At 68.9% G+C, this 1,418-nt stretch carries 2 protein-coding genes; both read right to left on the reverse strand.

All coding sequences use genetic code 11. From position 1 onward, the window contains the following. Nucleotides 1–13: 13 nt before the first annotated feature. Entirely contained in the window at nucleotides 14–439 is a 426-nt protein-coding gene (locus ACWJ6R_RS36285; protein ID WP_449066537.1) for a hypothetical protein, read from the reverse strand. 26 nt (nucleotides 440–465) lie between these two features. Next, the gene (locus tag ACWJ6R_RS36290; RefSeq protein ID WP_449066538.1) at nucleotides 466–1,317 is read right to left on the reverse strand and encodes an IS5 family transposase; all 852 of its coding nucleotides are present in this window, start codon (nucleotides 1,315–1,317) and stop codon (nucleotides 466–468) included. Nucleotides 1,318–1,418 lie beyond the last annotated feature (101 nt).

Genomic DNA, 1,418 nt, shown 5'->3' on the forward strand with positions numbered 1-1,418 from the left:
AGAGGGAGTTTTGTTAGCTTTTGTTCCTGTTCATCGTGAATAGGCCGGGTTCCGGTTCGGTGAGGATGTCGCGGCCGACCAGGCGTTTGAGCTTGGCGCGCATGCCCTCGACATGACGTGGCTGATCTCCGACGTCCAGGGCGCGGCACAGGTCCTTGGCCCGCAGGCCGCCTTCAGCGTGCGCCAAGACGGCCAGAATCTCCTGGTAGGCGGGCGGAAGAGGTTCACCTGAGCCGCCTGCGCCGGGCCGGTCCTGCTCGTCCTGCCGCCCGGCGATCTCCAGCAGCGTCTGCCGGGTGAGCCGCAGACGGGACACCACCTGCTCGGCCTCTTCCAGCCGAGCCGACAACTCGGCGATCGCGGCGCGCAGCCGATCGGCTTCGGCATGAGCGTCCTGTTCGCGTTCGTCCAGGTGCCGCAGCAGTTCATCGGGCACCATCGGTGCGGCGCCGGAACGCGGTGGCCTCACGCCGCCAGGCCCAAGCGCGCAGCCGGCCGCCACGACGGGGTCGCGGTGCCGGTCAGCCGACGGGTCATATTGTCGGTCATCGACCAGTAGAGCATCGATTCGGCGCTGACGGTCAGCCGCTCGTAGTCCCGTACCAGGCGGCGGTGCAGCATCAGGCTGCCGTAGACCTGCTCGACCACCCACCGCTTGGGCAGCGGCGCGAACCCCCTGGTCTGCGGGTCGCGGTGCACGCTCTCCACCGTGATGCCCAGAGCGGCTCCGTGCGCGGTGACCGCGTTCTTGAACCCCGCGTCCACCCACGCCTTGGTGACGGCGGGGTTGTCGATCGCGACCTTGTCCAGCAGGGCGACGCCGATCGCGTTGTCGTGCACGCTCGCGGCGGCCACCACCACCGCGATCACCAGCCCGGTCACGTCGACGGCGATGCCCCGCTTGCGGCCCCGGCTCTTCTTGCCCGCGTCCAGCCCGGTCGTGGCGGCCGGCGCGCTGACCGAGGCGTGCACGGTCTGGGTGTCCAAGACCACCGCGGTGGGGTCCTCGCGCCGTCCGGCCTTCTCCCGGACCTGGCAGCGCAGCAGGTCATGGATGGTCTGGTCGGTGCCGTCATCGCGCCAGGCGGCGAAGTAGTAGTACACCGCGGTGTGCGGCGGCAGGTCATGTGGAAGGTATCGCCACTGGCAGCCGGTCCGGGCCTGGTAGAGGATCGCGTTGACGATCTCCCGCATCGCGTAACGCCCCCGATGCCCGCTGACCGAGGGGTGCCGGGCCTTCCACGCCGTGATGACCGGCTCGATCAGCGCCCAACGCTCGTCGGACAGATCGCTGGGGTACGGCTTACGCTCGCCCATACCGCCAGTCCACCGGGTCCACGCCGAGCGTCAACCTCCATCACGGGACCCTCACCTCCAAGGGAACCCAGATGAGGACAATCCCTCACAAAACTCCCTCT

This window comes from Planomonospora algeriensis (assembly GCF_977012225.1).

Excerpts from the sequence above, each read along its gene's own strand:
- ACWJ6R_RS36285 (WP_449066537.1), bottom strand. The coding sequence starts at position 439 with ATGGTGCCCGATGAACTGCTGCGGCACCTGGACGAACGCGAACAGGAC.
- ACWJ6R_RS36290 (WP_449066538.1), bottom strand. The coding sequence starts at position 1,317 with ATGGGCGAGCGTAAGCCGTACCCCAGCGATCTGTCCGACGAGCGTTGG.